This is a genomic window from Campylobacter sp. W0066.1 (assembly GCF_024723635.1).
In the GTDB taxonomy this organism is placed as follows: Bacteria; Campylobacterota; Campylobacteria; order Campylobacterales; family Campylobacteraceae; genus Campylobacter_D; species Campylobacter_D lari_C.
Genome location: NZ_JANQCW010000020.1, coordinates 1 through 22,643, shown reverse-complemented (window position 1 = coordinate 22,643; position 22,643 = coordinate 1). Strand labels below are relative to the sequence as shown.

The 22,643-nt window shown below is 29.6% G+C and carries 27 protein-coding genes; 19 read left to right on the top strand and 8 right to left on the bottom strand.

Features of this window, described 5'->3' with window-relative positions; all coding sequences use genetic code 11:
• Position 1 precedes the first annotated feature (1 nt).
• The 7 genes from dapE (at position 2) to CAMP18497_RS07445 (ending at position 5,512) form a co-directional block, all read left to right on the top strand.
• On the top strand, positions 2-1,102 hold the full coding sequence (dapE, locus tag CAMP18497_RS07475) for a succinyl-diaminopimelate desuccinylase (protein ID WP_337213547.1): 1,101 nt from the start codon (positions 2-4) through the stop codon (positions 1,100-1,102).
• A 134-nt stretch (positions 1,103-1,236) separates the two neighbouring features.
• Positions 1,237-1,995 carry a hypothetical protein gene (locus CAMP18497_RS07470; RefSeq protein WP_052243108.1) on the top strand — a complete coding sequence of 253 codons (759 nt, stop codon included), beginning with the start codon at positions 1,237-1,239 and terminating at the stop codon, positions 1,993-1,995.
• 31 nt (positions 1,996-2,026) lie between these two features.
• A complete protein-coding gene (gene thiS / locus CAMP18497_RS07465) occupies positions 2,027-2,218 on the top strand; it encodes a sulfur carrier protein ThiS (RefSeq protein WP_337213545.1) in 192 nt (63 codons plus the stop codon).
• Positions 2,215-3,015 (top strand): thiamine biosynthesis protein ThiF, encoded by an 801-nt coding sequence (gene thiF, locus CAMP18497_RS07460; protein WP_337213543.1) that lies wholly within the window; start codon positions 2,215-2,217, stop codon positions 3,013-3,015. Before thiS ends, thiF begins: the two co-directional genes overlap by 4 nt.
• Positions 3,015-3,773, top strand: coding sequence for a thiazole synthase (locus CAMP18497_RS07455; RefSeq protein WP_337213541.1), 759 nt, complete (start codon positions 3,015-3,017; stop codon positions 3,771-3,773). The genes thiF and CAMP18497_RS07455 overlap by 1 nt, the downstream gene beginning before the upstream one ends.
• A gap of 1 nt (position 3,774) precedes the next feature.
• A complete protein-coding gene (gene thiH / locus CAMP18497_RS07450; protein WP_337213539.1) occupies positions 3,775-4,908 on the top strand; it encodes a 2-iminoacetate synthase ThiH in 1,134 nt (377 codons plus the stop codon).
• Positions 4,898-5,512, top strand: a complete 615-nt coding sequence (locus CAMP18497_RS07445; RefSeq protein ID WP_337213558.1) for a thiamine phosphate synthase — start codon at positions 4,898-4,900, stop codon at positions 5,510-5,512. Before thiH ends, CAMP18497_RS07445 begins: the two co-directional genes overlap by 11 nt.
• Before the next feature lie 4 nt (positions 5,513-5,516).
• On the opposite strand, the gene CAMP18497_RS07440 is transcribed toward CAMP18497_RS07445, so the two are convergent.
• A complete protein-coding gene (locus CAMP18497_RS07440; RefSeq protein ID WP_337213537.1) occupies positions 5,517-6,878 on the bottom strand; it encodes a DASS family sodium-coupled anion symporter in 1,362 nt (453 codons plus the stop codon).
• 204 nt (positions 6,879-7,082) lie between these two features.
• On the opposite strand from CAMP18497_RS07440, the gene mapA reads away from it, so the two are divergent.
• The 6 genes from mapA to CAMP18497_RS07410 all read left to right on the top strand — a co-directional run bounded on the left by mapA (position 7,083) and on the right by CAMP18497_RS07410 (position 13,164).
• The gene (gene mapA / locus CAMP18497_RS07435; RefSeq protein WP_337213535.1) at positions 7,083-7,730 is read left to right on the top strand and encodes an outer membrane lipoprotein MapA; all 648 of its coding nucleotides are present in this window, start codon (positions 7,083-7,085) and stop codon (positions 7,728-7,730) included.
• On the top strand, positions 7,727-8,308 hold the full coding sequence (locus tag CAMP18497_RS07430) for a ComF family protein (protein WP_337213533.1): 582 nt from the start codon (positions 7,727-7,729) through the stop codon (positions 8,306-8,308). The genes mapA and CAMP18497_RS07430 overlap by 4 nt, the downstream gene beginning before the upstream one ends.
• Positions 8,309-8,329: 21 nt before the next feature.
• Positions 8,330-10,897, top strand: a complete 2,568-nt coding sequence (gyrA, locus tag CAMP18497_RS07425; protein ID WP_337213531.1) for a DNA gyrase subunit A — start codon at positions 8,330-8,332, stop codon at positions 10,895-10,897.
• A gap of 61 nt (positions 10,898-10,958) precedes the next feature.
• Positions 10,959-11,477: an LPP20 family lipoprotein gene (locus tag CAMP18497_RS07420; protein ID WP_263675521.1), complete on the top strand. Its 519-nt coding sequence runs from the start codon at positions 10,959-10,961 to the stop codon at positions 11,475-11,477.
• A complete protein-coding gene (locus CAMP18497_RS07415; protein ID WP_263723921.1) occupies positions 11,453-11,899 on the top strand; it encodes a hypothetical protein in 447 nt (148 codons plus the stop codon). Before CAMP18497_RS07420 ends, CAMP18497_RS07415 begins: the two co-directional genes overlap by 25 nt.
• Positions 11,900-11,961: 62 nt before the next feature.
• The gene (locus CAMP18497_RS07410) at positions 11,962-13,164 is read left to right on the top strand and encodes an ABC transporter permease (protein ID WP_337213528.1); all 1,203 of its coding nucleotides are present in this window, start codon (positions 11,962-11,964) and stop codon (positions 13,162-13,164) included.
• Positions 13,165-13,175: 11 nt separating this feature from the next.
• On the opposite strand, the gene CAMP18497_RS07405 is transcribed toward CAMP18497_RS07410, so the two are convergent.
• From CAMP18497_RS07405 to CAMP18497_RS07395, 3 genes are read right to left on the bottom strand one after another with little or no spacing between them, the layout of a single operon-like run.
• Positions 13,176-13,733 (bottom strand): SCO family protein, encoded by a 558-nt coding sequence (locus CAMP18497_RS07405; protein ID WP_263727365.1) that lies wholly within the window; start codon positions 13,731-13,733, stop codon positions 13,176-13,178.
• 3 nt (positions 13,734-13,736) lie between these two features.
• The gene (locus CAMP18497_RS07400; protein ID WP_263723924.1) at positions 13,737-14,183 is read right to left on the bottom strand and encodes a hypothetical protein; all 447 of its coding nucleotides are present in this window, start codon (positions 14,181-14,183) and stop codon (positions 13,737-13,739) included.
• Positions 14,183-14,602, bottom strand: coding sequence for a copper chaperone PCu(A)C (locus CAMP18497_RS07395; RefSeq protein ID WP_263677113.1), 420 nt, complete (start codon positions 14,600-14,602; stop codon positions 14,183-14,185). The genes CAMP18497_RS07400 and CAMP18497_RS07395 overlap by 1 nt, the downstream gene beginning before the upstream one ends.
• A gap of 102 nt (positions 14,603-14,704) precedes the next feature.
• Here CAMP18497_RS07395 and CAMP18497_RS07390 point away from each other — a divergent pair, with 102 nt between their 5' ends.
• From CAMP18497_RS07390 to CAMP18497_RS07380, 3 genes are read left to right on the top strand one after another with little or no spacing between them, the layout of a single operon-like run.
• On the top strand, positions 14,705-15,697 hold the full coding sequence (locus CAMP18497_RS07390) for a L,D-transpeptidase family protein (protein ID WP_337213556.1): 993 nt from the start codon (positions 14,705-14,707) through the stop codon (positions 15,695-15,697).
• A complete protein-coding gene (locus tag CAMP18497_RS07385; RefSeq protein ID WP_337213524.1) occupies positions 15,697-16,704 on the top strand; it encodes an alanine racemase in 1,008 nt (335 codons plus the stop codon). The genes CAMP18497_RS07390 and CAMP18497_RS07385 overlap by 1 nt, the downstream gene beginning before the upstream one ends.
• 37 nt (positions 16,705-16,741) lie before the next feature.
• The gene (locus CAMP18497_RS07380) at positions 16,742-16,951 is read left to right on the top strand and encodes a hypothetical protein (RefSeq protein ID WP_263675514.1); all 210 of its coding nucleotides are present in this window, start codon (positions 16,742-16,744) and stop codon (positions 16,949-16,951) included.
• A 3-nt stretch (positions 16,952-16,954) separates the two neighbouring features.
• Here CAMP18497_RS07380 and CAMP18497_RS07375 read toward each other — a convergent pair whose 3' ends face one another.
• From CAMP18497_RS07375 to hemB, 4 genes are read right to left on the bottom strand one after another with little or no spacing between them, the layout of a single operon-like run.
• A complete protein-coding gene (locus CAMP18497_RS07375; protein ID WP_337213522.1) occupies positions 16,955-18,223 on the bottom strand; it encodes a (Fe-S)-binding protein in 1,269 nt (422 codons plus the stop codon).
• A 1-nt stretch (position 18,224) separates the two neighbouring features.
• Positions 18,225-19,580 (bottom strand): oxygen-independent coproporphyrinogen III oxidase, encoded by a 1,356-nt coding sequence (gene hemN, locus CAMP18497_RS07370; RefSeq protein WP_337213520.1) that lies wholly within the window; start codon positions 19,578-19,580, stop codon positions 18,225-18,227.
• Entirely contained in the window at positions 19,567-20,052 is a 486-nt protein-coding gene (locus tag CAMP18497_RS07365) for a DUF2603 domain-containing protein (RefSeq protein WP_337213518.1), read from the bottom strand. The genes hemN and CAMP18497_RS07365 overlap by 14 nt, the downstream gene beginning before the upstream one ends.
• 2 nt (positions 20,053-20,054) lie before the next feature.
• Complete coding sequence (gene hemB / locus CAMP18497_RS07360; protein ID WP_337213516.1) at positions 20,055-21,035, bottom strand: porphobilinogen synthase; 981 nt, start codon at positions 21,033-21,035, stop codon at positions 20,055-20,057.
• Between the two features lie 70 nt (positions 21,036-21,105).
• Between hemB and ribA the strand changes: the two genes are divergently transcribed.
• The 3 genes from ribA to CAMP18497_RS07345 are packed head-to-tail and all read left to right on the top strand — an operon-like array spanning position 21,106 to position 22,612.
• Positions 21,106-21,666: a GTP cyclohydrolase II gene (gene ribA / locus CAMP18497_RS07355; RefSeq protein WP_263677104.1), complete on the top strand. Its 561-nt coding sequence runs from the start codon at positions 21,106-21,108 to the stop codon at positions 21,664-21,666.
• On the top strand, positions 21,663-22,256 hold the full coding sequence (gene rsmG, locus CAMP18497_RS07350) for a 16S rRNA (guanine(527)-N(7))-methyltransferase RsmG (RefSeq protein ID WP_337213513.1): 594 nt from the start codon (positions 21,663-21,665) through the stop codon (positions 22,254-22,256). The genes ribA and rsmG overlap by 4 nt, the downstream gene beginning before the upstream one ends.
• Positions 22,250-22,612, top strand: coding sequence for a hypothetical protein (locus CAMP18497_RS07345; protein ID WP_337213511.1), 363 nt, complete (start codon positions 22,250-22,252; stop codon positions 22,610-22,612). Before rsmG ends, CAMP18497_RS07345 begins: the two co-directional genes overlap by 7 nt.
• The last annotated feature ends 31 nt before the right edge of the window (positions 22,613-22,643 follow it).

Below are 22,643 nucleotides of genomic sequence, written 5' to 3'. Positions count from 1 at the left end.
CATGCAAGTAGTTGAAATTTTTAAAGAATTAAGTAAATTTAAATCCATCACCCCAGATGATGATGGGGCGTTAAATTATATTGCAGTGGAGTTAAGTGATTTTGAAGCTTTTTTTATAGAAAAAGAAGGTGTGAAAAATCTTTTGCTGACTAAAAAATTTAGTGATGATGGCGAGCATTTAGCTTTTGGCGGGCATGTAGATGTAGTACCTGCGGGAGAGGGTTGGAGTAGTGATCCTTTTGAGCCTTTAGAAAAAGATGGGTTTATTTATGTAAGAGGCGCGCAAGATATGAAAAGTGGTGTGGCTGCTTTTATGTGTGCGGTTAAGGAAGTGGAAAATTTCAAAGGAAGAATTTCGCTGATTTTAACAAGTGATGAAGAAGGCGAGGCTAAATTTGGTACGCTTGAAGTGCTTAAATTTATGCAAGAAAAAGATATGCTACCTGATTTTGCTGTGGTTGCTGAGCCAACTTGTGATAAAAAATTTGGAGATAGTATTAAAATAGGGCGTCGTGGCTCTATCAATGCAAAATTACTCATCAAAGGTAAGCAGGGCCATGTAGCATACCCGCAAAAATGCATTAATCCTGTGCATAATTTTGCTTCGGCTTTGAAATTTTTAGCAGGATTTGATCTTGATCCGGGTGATGAGGTATTTGCACCATCTAAAATTGTCATTACTGATATACGCGGTGGTATGGAAGTGTGCAATGTAACCCCAAATGATTTAAAATTGATGTTTAATGTAAGAAATTCTCCACAAACTAGCTTAGAAGATGTAAAAGCTTATATAGAAAAGACTTGTGAAGGGCTTGATTATGAGTTGAGCATAAATCAAAGTTCAAATCCTTTTTTAACACAAAGTGATTCTAAAATCGTACAAAAGCTAAATGAGAGTGTACAAAAAATCACTCAAGTAGTGCCAGAACTTAACACCAAAGGTGGCACAAGTGATGCAAGATATTTTGCTGAGTTTGGTGTGAAAGTAGTAGAATTTGGCGTGTGCAATGATAGAATTCATGCAATTGATGAGAGAGTGAGTATAGAAGAGCTTGAAAAATTGTATTTAGTTTTTAAAGATTTATTAGAGAATTTTAACTAGAAAAAAACATGAATATAATAGGAATTTAGAGTAGCCTCTCATTTAAGAGTACCTTGCAGCTACCGGCAAGTTAGCCCTCTAAACTTCTAGAATTATATCATTAATTTTTTAAAATGGAATTAATAGGAAGTAAAATGTCTTTTGAGCTTGATGTAAGTAGCTATGAAAAAATAGAAAAGCTATTTATCAATTTTAAATTAAAATGTGATTTTAAATTTAGAATGATAAAAGGGATCAATGTTTTGCATTTTGGATATTTGTGGGGAGCTTGCAAAGAAGCACAAAAGATTTTAGAAAAAAATCAAAAATGCGAAGATTTGTTTGAGCTAATTATGAAAATTTATTCCAAAAGACGCAAAAATCATCAAGCAAATTTTTTACTTTTACAATGTTATGAAAATGCTCTAAGAAGTACTTTAGCAGTAAAAATAGCAAATTTGTATAATAAGTTAGATGATGATTGGTTTAAATCTGGTGAAGAAGTTTTTAATCCTGCTTTGAAAAATCTTTTAAAAAAAGTTAAAAAGAGATGTCAAAAAATAGATGAATATAATAGTACTTGGCAAATTTTTGATGATTTTTGTTTGATTGATTTAGAAGAGATATTGATAGATCATTGGAGTGAATTTGCTTATATATTTAAAGATAAAAAAATATATAAAAATCAAGTCTTACCAAGTTTTGGCACCAAAGAACATCTTAAGACAAAACTAAGTCAAATAAGAAAAGCTAGAAATGAAACCTATCATAATAAACCTACAAAAATAAAATTTAAAAAAGATTTGGAAATTTTACTTTTGAGACTTGGTTATAATTTAGAAGATGCTATTGATATTGGAGAGATAAAAGAAGCTATTATTTTAAGATTTAATTATAATAATGCAAGCGAGTAAGTATTTTAAGTAAAATAAATAAAGGTTTTAAATGATTATCAATGGGCAAAAGCTTGAGTTAAAAGAGTTTAGATTTATGGATTATGTTAAAGAAAAGCAATTAAAAATAGAATTTATCGCTTTAGAATTAAACGGAGAAATTATCCCAAGGGATAAATTTGAAAATTTAATTTTAAAAGAAAATGATAAAGCAGAAATTGTTACTTTTGTAGGTGGTGGTTGATGAGAATTAAATTTAATGGTAGCGTGATAGACACGCATTTTAAAAACACTTTGGAATTTTTTCAAAGTGTGAGTAAAAATGAAAGTGATGTATGGATAGTCAATGGTTTTGCGACAAAAGAAAGTTTGAAACTAAAAGAAAATGATGAGCTTTTTTGTATAGAAAAAAATACTTTACCACCATATGAAGCTCTTGATGCGATGATGAGGGCAAGACACACTCCAAAGCTTCATGATAAACTTAAAAAAGCAAGCGTAGCAGTGTGCGGACTTGGTGGGCTTGGCTCGCATATAGCTATAAATTTAGCAAGAAGTGGGGTTGGTAGGCTTCATTTGATTGATTTTGATGTGGTGGAACCAAGCAATCTTAACCGTCAAGCTTATATGGTGGAAGATTTAGGTAAATTTAAGGCTGAAGCTTTAAAAGATCAAATCGCTAAAATTAATCCTTTTATAGAAGTATTTGCACAAGTTTTAAAAATAGAAAAAGAAAATATAGCCGAACTTTTTATAAATGATGATATAGTCTGTGAGGCCTTTGATAGTGCAAAATACAAAGCCCTTTTAGCGCAAAATTTTCACCAACACTATCCTCAAAAAACATTAATTTGTGCTTCTGGTTTAGCAGGATATGGCGATAGCAACAGCATACAAACAAGAAAAATTGCAAAAAACTTTTATGTTTGTGGTGATTTAAAAAATGAGGCAAAAGTGGGCAATGGGCTTATGGCACCGCGTGTAAATATTTGCGCAGGACATCAAGCAAATTTAGTTTTAGAACTTTTAGCGAGTGAGTAATGGAAAAATTAAAAATAGGAAAATATGAGTTTAATTCCAGGTTTATTCTAGGTTCTGGGAAATTTTCTTTTGAGCTTATAAAATCAGCCACTGAAGAAGCAAAAGTTGAGATTATCACCTTAGCTTTGCGTAGGGTAAATGATAAAGGTATAGAAAATATACTTGATTTTATCCCAAAGCATATTAAGCTTTTACCAAATACTTCAGGTGCAAGAAATGCCAATGAGGCATTGCGTATAGCAAGACTTGCAAGAGAGCTTGGCTGTGGAGATATGATTAAGGTTGAAGTAATTAGCGATAGTAAATATTTATTACCGGATAATTATGAAAGTATAAAAGCAGTAGAACTTTTAGCAAATGAGGGTTTTACGCCTTTGGTTTATATGTATCCTGACTTATATGCAGCGCGTGCTATGGTAAGTGTGGGAGCTGCTGCTATAATGCCTCTTGGAGCTCCTATAGGAAGCAATAAAGGCTTAAAAACTAAAGAATTCATACAAATTTTACTTAATGAAATTAACTTGCCTATTATAGTAGATGCGGGCATAGGAAATCCTGCACAAGCTTGCGAAGCTATGCAAATGGGAGTAAGTGCAGTGATGGCAAATACTGCCATAGCTCAAGCTAAAGATGTAGCAAAAATGGCAAAGGCTTTTGCTTTAGCTATAGATGCAGGATATAATGCGTATTTAGCAGGTATAGCAAATGAAAGCATGCCAAGTGCAAGCTCGCCTTTGAGTGGTTTTTTAAGAGATTAAAATGCAAAAATATCCTCATATGCAAAGTATTGAAAGTGAAATTTTAACTAAGGTTTTAAAAGAAGTTGAAATTTTTGATGAAAGTAAATTTAGCGCTTTTGATGTAAAACAAGCTTTAGCTAAGGATTATCTTAATATAGAAGATTTAAAAGCCTTGCTTTCAAGTGCAGCAGAAGATTTTATAGAGGATTTAGCACAAAAATCAAGCTATGTTACTCAAAGACACTTTGGAAATTCCATTTCACTTTTTACACCTTTATATCTTTCTAATTTTTGCAATAGCAAATGCACTTATTGTGGGTTTCAAAAAGGAAATAACATTAAAAGAGCTAAGCTAAATGAGGCTGAAATTCACAAAGAAATGCAAGAGATTAAAAAAAGTGGCCTGGAAGAAATTTTACTCTTAACAGGTGAGGGCAGGGAATATGCTAGCGTAGAATATCTTGCCAAAGCTTGTGAGATAGCAAAAGAGTATTTTAAGGTAGTTGGAATTGAAGTTTATCCTATGAATGTAGATGAGTATACATTGCTTCATGAAAAGGGTTGTGAATATGTGAGTGTTTATCAAGAAACTTATAATCAAAAAACTTATTCTAAAATTCACATTGAAGGTGAAAAAAGTGTATTTGAGTATCGTTTTTATGCGCAAGAGCGAGCGTTAAAAGCGGGTATGAGAGGGGTTGCTTTTGGAGCTTTACTTGGCGTGGATGATTTTAGAAAAGATGCTTTTGCTACGGCTTTGCATGCGTATTTTTTGCAGCAAAAATACCCTCATGCTGAAATAGCTTTGTCTATTCCTAGATTAAGACCTATTATCAACAATAAAAAAATTCATCCAAAAGATGTGAGCGAAACAAGACTTTTGCAAGTTTTGTGTGCTTATAGATTGTTTTTGCCTTTTGCAAGTATTACTATTTCTACGCGTGAAAGAGCAGGTTTTAGAGATAGAGTTATTAAACTTGGAGCTACTAAAATGAGTGCAGGTGTGAGCGTGGGAGTGGGTGAACATCAAGGTGATAAAAAAGGAGATGATCAGTTTCAAATTAGTGATATGCGTAGTGTTGATGAGGTTTTAGCTATGTTAAAAAATGCAAATTTACAAGCTATAATGAGTGATAGTATTTATGTGGGATAAAAAAATCATTGCTATTAGCGATAGTCAAAATACCCAAGGAGATTTTTTAAATTTTATTGAAAAGTTAAGCCAAAGTAGTATTGATGCTTTAGTGCTTAGAGAAAAACATTTAGATGAGTTAGAATATACTAAATTAGCCAAAGAAGTATTAAAAATTTTTAATAAAACTCAAAAGATTTGCTTTTTGCATTATCATTATGAAGCTTGTTTGAAATTAAATCATCAATTTTTTCATGCTCCTTTATTTGTTTTACAAAATTACCCACAAAGTTATAAAAAATTTGAGCTTTTGGGTACTTCCATCCATTCTAAAGAAGAATTGGATTTAGCTTATAAGCTTAAAGTAAATCATGCTTTTTTCGGACATGTATTTGAAAGCTCATGTAAGGCCGATTTAACACCAAAAGGTATAAAAAATTTAAATGATTTGTTAAAAGTTTCAAAAATACCCATTTATGCCATAGGTGGTATAAATACTCAAACTATAAATCATTTAAAAGATTTAAATTTAGCAGGTGTGTGTATAAGAGAAGCTTTGTATAAAAGCGAAAATGTAAAAAATTATGTTTTAAAATGTAAAAATCTTTTAGTCCAAAAGGACTAAAAGATTATAACCAGAAGAAATAAGCAATCACAGCAAGGCTAATTGAGCAGAATATATTTAGTATAATTCCTACTCTTACCATTTCTTGTTGTTTAATATGCCCTGTACCAAAAACTATAGCATTTGGTGGTGTAGCAACTGGTAGCATGAAAGCACAAGAAGCACCAATAGCAATAATTAAAGCAAGTCCTAAAGCAGGAACACCTAAGGTATCTGCTATAGAGATAAATAAAGGCACAAGTAAGGCTGCTGAAGCAGTATTTGAGGTAAATTCAGTTAAAAATACTATAAAAAAGGCCACAATTAAACCTATAACAAATAAATGTCCATTTTCTATAAATGAAATAATGGTATCAGCCATAACTTTGCTAGCACCTGAATCTTTTAGTACCACACTTAGAGTAATACCTCCACCAAAGAGCATTAATACACCCCAATCGGTATTTTTTTGTATATTTTTCCAATCAATTACCTTAAAAGCACATACTAAAACAGCAGCTAATAAAGCAATAATCGCATCAAGATTTGCTATTTTATGTCCAAAAATACTTGTAATGATAGGACCTATATTGCCACTAAAAATCCAAGATAGAGCAACCACTAAAAAGATTATTAAAGTGATGATTCTAGGTCTTGTAAGTTCTATATTTTCAGTGTGTAAATCAACTTGTAGATTAAATTTAGGTTTGAACATAAAATACAAAATTAAAATCATTGCAGGTAAGAAGATTAAAACAATAGGAATACCATATTTTAACCACTGTGCAAAGCTAATGTGTAATTGAGTAGCAACGATAGCATTTGGTGGGGTTCCTACTATAGTGCCTATACCACCTATGCTTGCACTAAAAGCTATACCTAAAAGAATAAAAACATAAGTATTTCTATCTTTTTCTGGGTCAAGTGAAGCCAGCATACCTATAGCAAGCGGAAGCATCATGGCAGCTGTTGCAGTATTACTCATCCACATAGATAAAAATGCAGTGGTAATAAAAATATACAGGCTTGATAGACCCAAATGTCCTTTTGCGAGGGTTAAAATTTTATGTGCAATCAGTTTATCTAATTTTTGATGATGCATAGCTGCAGCCAGAGCAAAACCACCAAAAAATAAAAAAATATTTGAATCAGCAAAACCGGTTAAAGCTTTAGCGGTAGGTAATAATCCTAAAATAGCTGCTAAAACAGGTACTAAAATAGCTGTAATGGTAACATGTAAAGCTTCGCTAAGCCATAAAACAGCAATAAAGATTAACAAAGATAAACCTTGATTTACTTTGGTTTCACCAAAAGGGGAAAAATAAAGCAAAGCGATAAATAACACCAAATCAGCAATGACTATGAGTGTTTTTGTATTTGAACTCATTTAACAACTCCTTTAAAATATTGTAGTTTTGTAACATATTCTAAATGAATTTTTATTTAAATGTCAATTTTTATATAATTTTTTTTATATAAAATTCTTCTTGTGTGAAAAAAAAGTAAGTTTTAGTAAAATTTATTTGTTTTTGGTATAATTTTTGCTATTTCAAAAAATAATAATCTTTAAAGATGATTCTAAGGAAAGAAGATGCTTAAAAAAATATTTATATTTACTCTAGCTTTATTTTTTAGTGCTTGTGCGGTAAATTCTAAAAATCAAGGTGTAGCTAAGGTTAATGAAGTTATAAAAATTCAAGCAGAGTGTTATAATCCTTCTAGTCCTAAAGCTTATGAAGCAAAAATTAAAGGCCTTGTATATATTAGTGATGTAGGGCTTAAGTATTGTGCAAATAAAAGAACGCTTGATAAAAGTGTTTCTTTGAAAAAAGTTTATATTCATAGAGTGTATGATTTAAATGAGAATTTAAAATATTCTTCTTCTAATGGAAGCAATTATTACATCAATGAAAATTTTAACTACTATTTTTATGTGTTTTTAAAAGAAGAATTAGAAAATAGAGGTATAGTTGTAGTGGAAGATACACAAGATTCTCCTTATGTTTTAAAAGTAGATTTGAGTTTTAATGATTTTTATTCTAAATTTGATTCTGATTCTTTATTTTCAATTATTGCTAGTCAGTTAACACTAAAAGATATTAATATCAATAAAGCTATTAATATTAAAACCAAACAAGAAGTTAAAGGTTTTTATAATATCAAAGATCTACCTTTTTTTACTCAGCTTCTTATAAAACAAGTGGCTAATAAATCTGCAGATATTATTAGCTCTTTGTGAGGTGTTTTAATTGTCATGGATTTTCCTTTGCGAGCTTTTGTCCAGCTTGCAAGGAAGAACTTTTAGAATATTCTTTGGGCATAAGAGAACTTGAGGGAAATTTTAAAGTTTATTATTTTTATCAATATGAACAAATTAAACATCTAATTTATTTTAAACACAAATTTCAAGGATATTTTGTTTTAAATGCGCTTGCAAAATTAAGCTTTGCTAAATTTAAAGATTTTTTTCAACCATCTTGTGAAATTAATGCTATAGCCTTGGATGATAAAACATATAAAAACTACTCTCATACTGCTATTTTAACCAAACATTTAAAAACTCAATTTATAAAACCTATGTATTATACTTTGCAAGCTAGTTCAGAATTTAAATATAGTGGAAAAAGTTTGCAATTTCGTAAAGATAATAAAAGATCTTACAAGCTTTTAAAGCGTCCAAAATATCCTGTGATTTTAGTAGATGACGTGGTAACTACAGGATTAAGTTTACTTGAAGCAAAAGAGTTTTTAGAAAAAAATAATATTGAAGTGCTTTTTGCTTTAGTTTTGGCTAATGCAAAATTTGATACAATATAGGCATTAATTTTAAGGATTTTTATGGAAAATATTTTTACTAAAGATTCAGATATTGAAAATATAGATATAGAAAGTTCTATAAAAAGTAGTTATTTAGATTATTCTATGAGTGTTATTATAGGTCGTGCCTTACCTGATGCTAGAGATGGGCTTAAACCTGTTCATAGAAGAATTTTATATGCTATGAATGATTTAGGTGTGGGAAGTCGTAGTGCGTATAAAAAATCAGCGCGTATAGTGGGTGATGTAATCGGTAAATACCATCCACACGGTGATACAGCTGTATATGATGCTTTAGTAAGAATGGCGCAAGATTTTTCTATGCGTTACCCAAGTGTAGATGGACAAGGAAACTTTGGTTCTATTGATGGAGATGGCGCTGCTGCGATGCGTTATACTGAAGCTAGGATGACGATTTTAGCTGAAGAGCTTTTGCGTGATATAGAAAAAGACACGGTTGATTTTATACCAAATTATGATGATTCTATGAGTGAACCTGATGTTTTACCTGCTAGGGTGCCAAATTTATTACTCAATGGTTCAAGCGGTATTGCAGTAGGTATGGCTACTAATATTCCTCCGCATAGTTTAAATGAGCTTATTGATGGCTTACTTTATTTAATTGATAATAAAAACGCAAGTTTAGAAGAAATAATGCAATTTATCAAAGGACCTGATTTTCCAACTGGTGGTATTATCTTTGGTAAAAAAGGTATTATAGAAGCTTACCGCACAGGTCGTGGTAGGGTAAAAGTAAGAGCAAAAACTCATATTGAAAAAAGAGCTAATAAAGATATTATTGTTATAGATGAACTTCCTTATCAAACTAATAAAGCAAGATTAATAGAGCAAATTGCTGAACTTGCTAAAGAAAAACAAATTGAAGGTATTGCTGAAGTTAGAGATGAAAGCGATAGAGAAGGAATTCGCGTGGTAATTGAGTTAAAACGTGATGCTATGAGTGAGATTGTGTTAAATAATCTTTTTAAATCTACCACTATGGAAAGCACTTTTGGTGTGATTATGCTTGCTATACATAATAAAGAACCAAAAGTTTTTTCTTTAATTGAGCTTTTAAATTTATTCTTAAATCATAGAAAAACTGTAATTATTAGAAGAACTATTTATGAATTGCAAAAAGCTAGAGCTAGAGCACATATTTTAGAAGGTTTAAAAATTGCATTAGATAATATTGATGAAGTGATAACTTTGATTAAAAACTCTCCTGATAATCCAACGGCTAAAAATTTATTAATGCAAAAATTTGGCCTAAGTGAACTTCAATCTAATGCTATTTTAGATATGAAATTAGGCCGTTTAACAGGGCTTGAGAGAGAAAAGATTGACAATGAATTAAGAGAATTATTAGCAGAAATTGAAAGACTTGATCAAATTTTAAAAAGCGAAACTTTGCTTGAAAATTTAATCAAAGATGAATTAAAAGAAATTAGAACCAAATTTGATGTACCAAGAATCACTCAAATTGAAGATGATTATGATGATATTGATATAGAAGATTTAATACCAAATGAAAATATGGTAGTTACCATTACTCATCGTGGTTATATCAAACGTGTCCCAAGTAAGCAATATGAAAAACAAAAACGTGGTGGTAAAGGTAAGGTCGCAGTTACAACTTATGATGATGATTTTATAGAAAGCTTCTTTACAGCAAACACACATGATACTTTGATGTTTGTTACCGATCGTGGGCAACTTTACTGGCTTAAAGTTTATAAAATTCCTGAAGGAAGTAGAACTGCTAAAGGTAAAGCTGTGGTTAATCTCATTAATCTACAAGCAGATGAAAAAATCATGGCAATTATTCCAACTACTGATTTTGATGAAAGTAAATCATTGTGTTTCTTTACGAAAAATGGTATTGTAAAACGCACAAATTTAAGTGAATATCAAAATATTAGAAGCGTGGGTGTAAAAGCGATTAATCTAGATGAAAATGATGAGCTTGTTACTGCAATTATCGTAGCAAGAGATGAAAGCGAAACGCAAGAGCAAAATTATGAAGAAAATTTAGAAAATGAAATGCTTGAACCTAATGAAGAACTTGAAAATGTTAGCGGTAAAATGCTTTTTGCAGTTACTAAAAAAGGTATGTGTATTAAATTCCCGCTTGCCAAAGTTAGAGAGATTGGTCGTGTAAGTAGAGGGGTAACTGCGATTAAATTTAAAGAAAAAGATGATGAGGTTGTGGGTGCTGTTGTTATAGAAAATGACGCTCAAGAAATCTTAAGCGTAAGCGCTAAAGGCATAGGCAAGCGTACTGATGCTGGAGAATATAGATTTCAAAGTAGAGGTGGCAAGGGTGTAATATGTATGAAACTTACTGCTAAAACAAAAGACTTAATCGGTATAGTTATAGTTGATGAAAGTATGGATTTGATGGCATTAACAAGCAGTGGTAAGATGATACGTGTTGATATGCAAAGTATTAGAAAAGCAGGTAGAAATACAAGTGGTGTAATTGTTGTTAATGTTGAAAATGATGAGGTTGTAAGTATTGCTAAATGTCCTAAAGAAGAAGATGAGGAATTAGATGCTGAGACTAATATGGATTTAAATTTAGAATAGTAAAATTTTTGGAATGCTTTTTGCTGTTTTAATAAAATCAAATAAATTGAAGGTGTAAAAAATGAAAAAAGTTGTTTTTATGTTTTGTTTGGCTTTGGGTTTTAGTGCATGTGCGCTAGATCAAAGAGGTGTGAATCCAAATCAAACTCAAGCTGCTCAAGCTGCAAGTTCTGATGTTGTGGTTCAAAAAGTAGACAAAGATGATGTGCGTAATATCATTAGAGAAGAAAAAATGCTTGCAAATGATACAAGTACAGACAATGATCTAACTTTTACAGCAGTGGGTGAGGGTATTGCTCCTTTAAATACAGTTTCTGTTGGTCAAGCTTTAGCTTTGGCTAAAAGAGCAGCAATCACTGATGCTTATAGACAATTAGCTAGTAAGTTATATGGTGTAAGAGTTAATGGTAAAGATACAGTAAAAGATGCAATGCTTAAAAGTTCAACTATCACAGCGCAGGTAAATGGTTTGATTAAAAATGCAAGTGTGGTTGATCAAGATTTTAAAGATGGTCTTTATAGAGTAAATGTAGAACTTAAAATCGATGCTGACAAGTGGAAAGAATTGTTTGCTTATTAATCCTTATAATTTTTAATGCCACTGCCCAAGATGAATTTATATTTTGGGCAGAACTCTCTAATAAAAATTTTATCCTTTATCATCAAAATGAAACTATTTCTATAGCTATGACTAAAAGCAAAAAAAAGAATTTAGAATATGCTTGTGAGTTGGTATATACACCAAGTGATTTAAAATCTTTAATACGCAATGATTTTGGTATGGTAGATGAAGAGCAAATGACAAAGTTAGATAAATTTAACTTTTTAAATGCTCATAAAAATGATTTAATTGATTGCTTTTTTAATTCAAAAATAGATGTAAAAGATTTTGTAAAAAGTGAACAAGCAAGCGCACAAAGTGAAACTTATGTGAGAATTTTGCCTTTAAGATTTATAGTTGAATTTCACGATAATAGCGCCTTTGTATATTATCTTAAATAAATACAAAGCTAGCTTTTATAAAAATCAAGTTAAAATACTTAAAAAAATATTAAGAGTATAAAATGCAAAAAAGTATCCCTCGTTATTTATTATTTAAATATTTGCGTTTTGATAAAGATCAACCCTTTATCATGCTTTCAAAAATTTTAGCCTTTTTAGGTGTAAGCATAGGGCTTTGCGTGCTTTTAGTTGCAATGGCTATTATGAATGGTTTTGATAAAGAATTTGAGAGAAAACTTTTTACGATGAATTATCCTATCACTATATTGCCACGTTTTGGAGCAAGTGTGGATGATAAATTATTACAAGAATTAAGAGCTAAATTTCCAAATTTATTATTTAGTCCTTATATTGCTACTCAAGTTATAGCAAGAAATGATTTAAAATTAGAAGGTGGTATGCTTTTTGGGGTTAATTTTAAAGATGAAAAAAAAATTAATGAAGTCATAGCACAAGCTTTAGAAAATAAAAAATTAGATAATTTTGATATTTTAATCGGCAAGGGTTTAAAGGATGATTTTGGACTTGATTATAATGAAAAAATTACTTTAATTTTTTCAAATCTAAATGCAAGCGGGCTTTCGCTTATCCCGCAGGTTAAAAGATTTGATGTTAAGGCTGATTTTTCTTCAGGATTATTAGCCTATGATAAAGCTTATATGTATACAGATGCTAAAGCCTTAGCTAAAATTTTATCATATCCCCAAGGAAGTTATGATGGAGTGCATGTGTATTCAAATAAACCCTTTGAGGATATTAAGCAAATTGAAACTTTTTTAGGTGCAAGATATGCTAGCATAGGTTGGTGGGAACAAAATGGGAATTTTTTCGCAGCGCTTGCTTTAGAAAAAAGGGCTTTGTTTATAGTATTAATGTTGATTATTTTGGTTGCAAGTTTAAATATAGTAAGTTCTTTATTAATGATAGTGATGAATAGGCGCAGTGAAATAGCTTTATTGCTTTCTTTGGGCGCTAGTAAATTAGAGATTAAAAAAACCTTTTTTTCTTTAGGTTTTTTAATAGGTGGAAGCGGCATTATAGCAGGTGTGATTCTTGCAGCTATAGCTTTGTGGGTGCTTGGAAATTTTGACATTATTTCATTGCCAAGTGATGTTTATGGTATGAGTAAATTGCCTTTAGAACTTTCTTTTGTTGATTTTTGCGCTACACTTTTTGGTGCTATTGTGATTGTAAGTTTATCTTCTTATTATCCTGCCAAAAAAGCAACTCAAGTAGATATTTTAGATACTTTAAGAAACGAATAAATTGTAAAAATTTATTCGTTTAAGAATTTTTGAATTTCATTAAAAAAGCTTTCATAGCTAATATCTTTTATGGTTTTAATAAATTTTCCATTTTCATCAATCAGATAAAATTCGCCACTATGTGCTATAGAATATCCCATAGCAGAATCTTTAAGATTGATTTTTTCATATACCACGCCATAATTTTTAGTAACTTTTTCTAATTCTTTTTCATCTTTGGCAACTAAAGCAGTAGAATTTGGATAAAAATATTTTACCCATTGACTAGTTTGAGTTAGATTGCTATCTCTTGCTGGATCTAGTGAGATAAATATCACATGAGCTTTTTCTTTATTTGGCATTTTTTCTAAAACATTAGCAATCAATGCAAGCTCACTAGGGCAAACATCGGGACAATATGTATAGCCAAAATATACAATTAATTTTTTACCGATAAAATCTTTTAAACTAAGCATGCCTTTTTCGGAATTTAAGTGAAAATTGTATTTGTTATTTTCAAAATACTGCACAGATATAAAAAACACCCCAAAAATTACCACAATTAATAAAAAAATATTTATTTTTTTCATATTTTACCTTTTTACATCAAAGTCAAAATAAAAATCTAGCGGAGTTTCATCATCAAAAAGTTCTATTCTAAAACGCATCACATCTAGTGTGCAAGAACTTAAAACTAATTTAGCATGATAAGTGTTGTTGATTTTTTTAAATTGTGGAACAATATCTCCCATATACATATTAAGCCCATAAACTCTAGCATTAAGTTTTTTAAACTCACCTAAATTGGTAATGTTTAAATCAAGCTCGTTTAATGCGGCTATAGGCTTTGGATTTAAATTTACTAATACCTTTTTATCTTTAAAATTATACTCACACTCTTGGGTATTTAGATCGCATGCTAAAGGCGTTAGAGTGGTGATTAACTCTCTTTTTTTTCCGGTATTTGATGAATTAGTATAAAAATAAGCCCCGCATATAGCAAAGACTATAGCTAGGGCAAAGACAAGTAGATTTTTCATTATTTTTTAATGCTTCTTGACTTGATATCTTTTAGTTTGATTGTGCTATTATCATCAAAATAAAGTGTTAAATTAGCTTTGGTTTGAGGTGTGATATTTTCTTTAAGATTTAAAACCATAATATGCATGCCACCTGGTTTAAGTTCAGCGCTTGAATTAGCTTTTATAGTAATTTGAGGGATTTGTACCATCATTTTTTTACCATTTTCCATGATATGATCGTGAATTTCAGTTGTATCACTTAATGAGCTTTGGGCTTTGATGAGTTTTATGTCTTGATTGGAATTATTTTTAAGTTCTAAAAAAAAGGCTGTGGTTTTAGAATTTGGTGGAGTTTGTCTTACATAGGGATCATTTACAGTGATGTTGTTAGCTAAGGTAAAAGTGCTTAAAAGAGCTAAGCTGAGTATTTTTTTCATTATTTTCCTTTATATTTTTAGTCAATTATAAACATTATACACGGAAAAAATTAAAAATATATTTATTGTAAAAATATTATAATTAGCTCTTTGTTGTTTTAAATTTTAGTAGAAAGGTATAAATTGTTTAAAATTATATTAGCATTGTTTAGTTTAGCTGTATTTGCAAATGCAAGTGAACTTGCAAAAATTTATTTAAATCAAGGTATTAATGCAGTTGAAAAGGTATTAGAACAAGAATTAAGCAAGAAAGATTTTTGGCTTGATGAGATAAAAGATAAAAATGTTAGCCTTGGTTACTATGAAGAAAATGTAGCAATCGTTTTAACTAATAAAAGTGATAAAATCATTAGGGTTTATCATTATAATAATGGCAAAGTAGAAAAGAAATTTATTCAAAAAGATGTTTTAACTGGTTTGGCTGGAGATAAAGAAGTGGAAGGAGATTTAAAAACCCCTATAGGTTTTTATGAGCTTGGAAAGAAATTTTATCCTGGTGATCCATATTATGGACCATTTGCTTTTGCAACAACTTATCCAAATGTTTTAGATAAAACTTTAGGTAAAACAGGTGGTGGAATTTGGATTCATGGTTATCCTTTAGATGGAACGCGTTTAGACACTTATAAAACTAGAGGTTGTATTGCTGTACAAAATGATTTACTAGAAGATTTTAATAAATTGGTAGCCGATAGAAAAGCTTATGCAATGACAGAGGAGAAAAATAAGGTAAGAGCAAATCATGAAGAAATAGCTATTTTATTAGCAAATTTATTTGCTTGGAAGGATAGTTGGCAAAAAAGCGATATTAAAAAATATTTATCTTTTTATGATAAAAATATATTCAAACATAAAAATAAATTTTCATATGAGCAGTTTGCAAAAAATAAAGAAAGAATTTTTGCTAAAAAAGAAGAAAAAACTATTAAATTTTCAGATCTTAGTATAAGTCCTTATCCAAATGAAAAAAATGAAAAGATTTTTAGAATAGGATTTTATGAAGATTATCGTAGTACTAATTATAAATTTAAAGGAGAAAAAGTTCTTTATGTTAAGCTGGTTGAAGACAAAATGCAAATTTTAGCTGAACAATAATGGCTTATATAAAAATTAATCGCTTAGCTTATGAGTATAATCTTGATTTAATAGCCTCTAAGGCTGGAGGTTATGAAAAAGTAATTTGTGTTTTTAAAGATAATGCTTATGGGCATGGAGCTAAGCTTTTAGCTCCTATAGCTAGAGCAAAAGGTATAAATTTTATAGCAGTAAAAAACGAAGCTGAAGCAAAAGAGCTTGAAAATATTTTTGATAATATCTTAATTTTATCTCATCATCCACATGGTAATGAAAGTGAAAAATTTATTTATGCTTTAAATGATAAAAATGATATAAAAAAACTCAAAAAAAATACCAAAATTCATTTAGTTATAGATACAAATATGCATAGGAATGGAATTTTACCTGAAGAAATTCAAGAAACTTTGCATGAGTTTAAAAATCATAGTTTGCAACTTCGTGGAGTGATGATGCATTTTGCAGGAAGCGATGAGATAGATGCAAGTTATTTTGTGCAAAAACAAAAATTCCAATATGCTAAAAAAATAATTTATGGTTTATTACAAGAAGAGGCTAAAAACTTAGTGTTTCACTCTCATAATTCTGAAGCCTTATTTAGAGCAAATACTTTAGAAGATGATGAGTATTGTAGAGTAGGGCTTGTACAATTTGGTTATGCGCATTTTAGTAAAGATTTGCTTAAGGTTTTGAGTTTATGGGCTGAAAAATTAAGCCAAAGAGTATTAAAAAAAGGTCAAAGTGTTGGTTATGGTGGAATGTATAGCACAAAAGAAGATATCGAAATAGCAACTTATGATTTAGGTTATGCTGATGGGCTTTTGCGCTATGATGGAAAAAAAGATTTTTTTCTTCCTAATGGCAAAAAAATACTTGGAAAAATGTCTATGGATAGCTTTTCTTGTGAGGATGATGAAGATGAAATTTGTGTTTTGAATGATGCAAATGTTATGGCTAATTTTTTCAATACTATTAATTATGAAATTTTAGTCAAACTTTCCCCTAATTTAAAAAGAATTGTAATTTAAGATAAAAAATACTAATATATCTAAGGAGAGATAAATTATGGCGTTTTTGAACTGGGCTATTTTAATTTTATTTTTATTTATAGTGTTTTTACTAATTAATCGCTATGAAAGGAAAATAAAGATTTTATATAAAAATATAGAAATCTTAAAAAATGAGTGTAAAAAAAATAGTGAAAACATAGAACAAAATAGAATTTTAATAGAAAAAAATAGATCGAATATTGAAAGTATAAAAAATCAAGATTAGCTTTTAATCTTGAAGTGATTTTGCTATTAATTCTAAAGGATGTAAGAACTGCGTGGAGATTTTTTCATGGTCTAATGCATTTGAAATTTGCATTCTACAAGCTGAGCATTCTGCACTAATGATTTCTACATCACTTTTTTGTATGTTTTGAGCTTTTTTTGTGCCAACTTGCAAAGCTTTTTCATAGTGATCTGTTTGCATACTTACTCCACCAAAGCCACAGCACTCATTTGACTTGATAAGTTCTTTAAAAGCATAATTTTGTTTTAGCAGGGCTCTTGGTTCTTTAAAAACCCCTTGCATTTTTCTTGCATGGCAAGGATCATGATATGCAATTTTTGTATTTATTTTTTTCTTTGTTTTTAAAAGTTCTTCTAAATTAGTGTATTCGTAAAAATATTTTGTTGCAAGTAGTATTTTACTAGAAATATTTTTAGCTCTTATTGCCCATTCTTCATCATTTTGCATATGAAAAAAATGTTCATAGTCTATATTAATCATCGCAGAGCAGGTTGCTTCTGGGATAATAATATAATCTAGTGTTTTTAATTTTTCTTCAAAATAAATGATATTTTTTTTAGCTAAGTTTTCTACACTGCTAAAATCTCCGGTAAAATAATGAGGAGCGCCACAACAAGATTGATCTTTTAATAAATCCACATTGATTTTAAGATGCTTACAAATTTCAAGCAAAGCAAAACCTGTATTAGTGTAAGAATAATTAGACAAACACCCTATAAAAAGACCTATGGTTTTTTCACCTTGATTGCTTATAAAATCAGGATTAGAGGTTAAAAAACTTTTCTTAGCTAAAGAAGGAAGCAAACGATCTTTTTTGATTAAAGGTAGGCTAAATTTAGCTTTCATTCCTAAATTTTTATCTTGCAAGCTAAAGGCACAACTTTGAAAAACATAGCCCAATCTTGCTAGGATATCTAAAATCTTTCTGTGTCTTAAAAAAAAGAAAGCAAGTTTTTTATACCATGCTATGCCAAATTTTTGAGCTATATCAAAGCGTACTTTTTCAATAGCACTATCTACTCTTAAATGACTTGGGCAAACTTCAACGCAATTTGTGCATAAAAAACACGATTCAAAAGTTTTTTTAAGATTTTTATCAAGTTCTAGTTCTTGGTTTTCATAAGCACTAATTAAATCTAAAAAACCACGAGGAGAAGTGCTCTCATCGCGGTTTATCTCATGTATAGTGCAAACTGGTATGCATTTGCCACATTTTACGCAGGCATTAGAAATTTCATTAACATTTAACATATTAAACCGTTTTAGAAAATACTTTTTTATCTTCGCTAATGCGTTTTAAATATTTATCAAAACACATAGCAATATTACGTATTAAAAGTACTCCTGTTTCATTAACTTTGATATAATTTTCATCTATAGTAACAAATTCGCTAAGCTCTTCAAGTTCTTTTAAATCTTGTTTAAAATACTCAAAAAAATCAATCTTAAATTTATTTTCTATATTTTTTATATTAAGGGCAAAATTACTCATAAGTTCCATAATAACAGCTTTTCTTAATTCATCATCATCATCAAGCATAATGCCTTTTTCACAAGGTAGTCTACCCTCATCAATAGCTTTTTCATAACTTGGCATGTCTTTGAAATTTTGCATATAATGTCTTTGTCCTTCACCTATACTTGTTAAGCCAATACCAATTAAATCAGTTCCACCTTTGGTGGTATAGCCTTGGAAATTTCTATGCAAGCTACCATTTTCTAAAGCTTTAAAAAGTTCATCTTGTGGTTTTGCGAAATGATCCATTCCTATCATTTTATAACCATTTTGAGTTAAAAATTTTTCACAGTATTCTAAAATCTGAAGTTTTACATCAGGGCTTGGCAGTGTACTTTCATCAAATTTTCTCATATTTTTTTTAAGCCAAGGCACATGTGCATAGTTAAAAATAGCAAAACGATCAGGATTGATTAGCAATGCTTTTTCTAAAGTTTGCTTAAAACTTTCTAGGCTTTGATAAGGAAGACCATAGATTAAGTCCATATTTACTGAGTTAATTCCCTTTTTTCTTACCATATCTACTGCATTTTTGGTTAATTCAAAAGGTTGAATTCTATGAATCTCCTTTTGAACTTTTTCGTCAAAATCTTGCACACCAAAACTAATACGATTAAAACCATTTTGGATTAAAACATCAGCTTGTTCTTCGTTTAAAAATCTAGGATCAATCTCACAACTTACTTCGCTATCTTGGGTAAAATTTGGAAAAATGCTTTTTATTTTTAAAATCAAACTTTGTAATTGTTTAGCGCAAAAGAACGTAGGTGTACCACCACCAAAATGCATTTGAGCTACTTCTCTTTGAGTATCGATGATATTTGCTAAAAGATCAAGCTCTTTAAAAAGATAGTTTAAATATCTTTCTTTGCTTTCTTCTTTAGCGGTATATATTACATTACAACCACAAAAATAACAAGCACTTCTACAAAAAGGCAAATGAAAGTACAAAGACAATTGTGCTTTTTGATCTTTTAAAATTTGTATATAATCTTCATATTTAAATTGAGTGTTAAATTCTACTGCAGTAGGATAAGAAGTGTATCTAGGTCCTGCTTTAGAGTATTTGACAAAGCTTTTATAATCTTTCATTTTGTTTTACCTTTTGCATCATTTCTTTCATATCAATAAATAAATTAGGATGTTTTATATGAATATTACTAATTAATTGATCTAAATCAATATTTACTTCTTTTACACCTTTAGCAACTTGATGTTTAATTTCATCCATAGCAACTGTCCAAACATCGTTAAAATCAATAGGAATTTGTTGATAAATAGCCTTTTCTAATTTAAGTTCAAAATTATCTTTTTGCATTTCTTTGGCATTTTGTAAAAACTCAATTAAGGTTTTTACGGAAAACATGGTTTTAACATCATCATTTTCATCTACTATAAACCATGGCTCAGGTGCTAATTCATATCCATTTTTTAGACTTAATTTTTTTTCTTTTTCATTAATATGGGTGAGATGAAATATAGTTTGATTGTGTTTTTCTATACCTAAATGGCTTGATAATTCGTTGATAATATCTTGGGAACTTTTTTTACTTAGACTATTCAATCTTACTCCTTGTTTAATAATTTTGCAATTTCTTTTGCATGATAAGTTATAATAAGCTTAGCTCCTGCTCTTTTAAAAGCAAGCATAGTTTCAAGCACTATTTTTTCATAGTCAATCACACCTGCTTTTTGACCCGCTTTTAATAAAGCATATTCTCCACTTACATTATATACACAAAGTGGAAGCTTAGAGTGATTTGCTATATCTTTAACTACATCTAAATACGCAAGTGCTGGTTTAACCATCAAAATATCAACACCTTGTTTTTCATCTTCTAAACTTTCACACAAGGCTTCTTTACCATTGGCAAAATCCATTTGATAGGTTTTTCTATCTCCATAGCTTGGAGCAGAATCAGCCACATCTCTAAAAGGCCCATAATAAGCTGAAGCAAATTTAGTAGAATAAGCCATAATAGGTAAATTTTCAAAACCATTTTCATCTAAGGTTTTTCTTAAAGTTTCAATAATACCATCCATCATACCGCTTGGTGCTATCATATCAGCACCGTTTTTGGCATGAATTAGAGCTTGTTTAGCTGAAATTTCTAAAGTTAAATCATTATCCACGCTTTTGCTTTTTGGATCAATAATGCCACAATGACCATGATCAGTATACTCACAAAAACAAAGATCAGTAATCACTACTAAATCAGGAAATTTTGCCTTAATAGCTCTTAGACTTGTAGCTATCAAACCATCATCGCTCAATGCATCACTACCACAGCTATCTTTTTTAGAACTTTCCAACACACCAAATAAAATAATCGCTTTAATACCAAGATTAACCAACTCTTCGCATTCTTTTAAAATTTCATCTAAGCTCATTTGAAACACACCTGGCATAGACGTGATTTCATTTTTAATATTAGTGCCATTAATAACAAAAAGTGGATAGATTAAATCATCTAAATTTAAGGTATTTTCTTTTACTAGGCTTCTAATATTCTCATTAAGTCTTAATCTTCTAAAGCGTTTAAACATAAATTTCCTTTTTGTTTGTTAAAATTGCTTAAATTCTAGCATATTTTTTATAAAAAGGTAAAGTAAAATAATGACTATTCAAATTTCTGAAATAGCAAAACTTCCCACTCGTTTTGGAGAATTTAATATACAAAGTTTTAAAGAAAACGATAAAGAACACCTTTGTATTTTTAAAGGAAAATTAGATAAAGAAGTTAATATTAGAATCCATTCAGAATGTTTAACGGGTGATGTTTTGGGAAGTTTAAAGTGTGATTGTGGAGAGCAACTTGACTTTTCTTTAAAATATATCCAAGAGCATGGTGGTATGGTAATTTATCTAAGACAAGAAGGAAGAGGTATAGGACTTTTTAATAAAATTAACGCTTATGCTTTGCAAGATAAGGGTTTTAACACCATAGAGGCAAATCATCAATTAGGTTTTAAAGCAGATGAGCGCAGTTATGAAATAGTAGATTTTATACTCAAACATTATAAGATTTCTAAAATTAATCTTTTGACTAATAATCCTGAAAAACTAAATTCATTAAAAGAAAAAATTAATTTAAGGGTACCTATTTTGATAAAGGCAAATCGTTTTAACAAAGATTATTTAGAAATCAAATACACACAAATGGGACATTTAAATTGAAAAAATATGAAGAGCAATTAAATTTTTTAAAAGATTTTGCAAATAAAGATGATTTTTTTAAAAAAATCACGCTCTATAAAGAGTTATTAGAAAAATTTAATGTTGTGCATAATTTAACTCATCTTGAAAACATAGATGATAATATTATTGATAGTGTTAAAATTTTAGACTTTTATGATTTGACTGATAAAAAAAAGATCATTGATATTGGAAGCGGAGCTGGTTTTCCTGCATTATTTTTAGCTTGTATTTTGCAAGATAGTGAATTTTTTCTTTTTGAGCCTAGTGCTAAAAAAGCTTCGTTTTTAAGGGTGGTTAAAACTGAACTTAATTTGATAAATATAAATATCATAAAAGAAAAATTACAAAACTATCTACCTTTTAAAGTAGATTTAATCACTTCAAGAGCTTTGATGGATATAAAACCTTTAGTAGAAATTTCAAATGGTTTTTATGATGAAAATACTTTGTTTTTGCTTTATAAAGGTAGTGAGGTTTATGATGAATTACAAGGATTAAAGGATTATAAAATTTTTAATCAAGGCTTTAGGAATTACTGTCTTTTAAAGATAAAGGAAAAAATATGTTGATTTTTGGACATCCTTTGATAAATATGCAAAAATTTAGTCATTATGAAAATATTTTTATCAAAACAAATGTAAATTGTTTTAACTATAATGAGCAAAATATAAAAAGTGCAAAAGAGGAAAAAATAGACTTTGCTATATATGCTAAGAATGAAGAAGAAATTTTACTTTCAAATGCATTAGGTGCTAAATATATTTTAATAGAAGATGAGAATTTGGCAAAAATTGCTTCAAAAATGGCTGAGTTTTATATGTTTGATTCTAAAATTTTATTTTTGCTTGATACTTTTAAAAACAATCTAAAAAAAGCTTACGAGTTAAGCGTTGATGGGGTTTGTTTAAAATCTTATATTGGGTAAAGTTAAACCCTTGATGGGTTTAACTTCTTTT